The following is a 234-nucleotide window of genomic DNA, read 5'->3' on the forward strand; positions in this document are numbered from 1 at the left end:
GAGGATCCGATCCGGACCCGCGCACGCTCGGCCTGAGCGCGCGCCACCTCGCCTACGTGATCTACACCTCGGGATCATCAGGCACGCCCAAGGGCGTCATGGTCGAACATCGGGGCTTGGTCAATCTCGGGTTGGCTCAGATCAAGCTTTTTGGCGTTTCTTCCAATAGCCGAGTAGTGCAGTTCTCCTCCTTCGGTTTTGATGCAAGCGCCTGGGAGCTTGTTATGGCGTTCG

1 protein-coding gene is annotated in these 234 nt (G+C 59.4%); it reads left to right on the forward strand.

The annotated features are described in order from the left end of the window. Nucleotides 1–234 (forward strand): AMP-binding protein (locus tag AB4Y42_RS44765; RefSeq protein WP_368697957.1); only part of this gene is annotated, 234 nt, incomplete at both ends.

It is taken from the genome of Paraburkholderia sp. EG286B (assembly GCF_040965655.1).
Classification (GTDB): Bacteria; Pseudomonadota; Gammaproteobacteria; order Burkholderiales; family Burkholderiaceae; genus Paraburkholderia.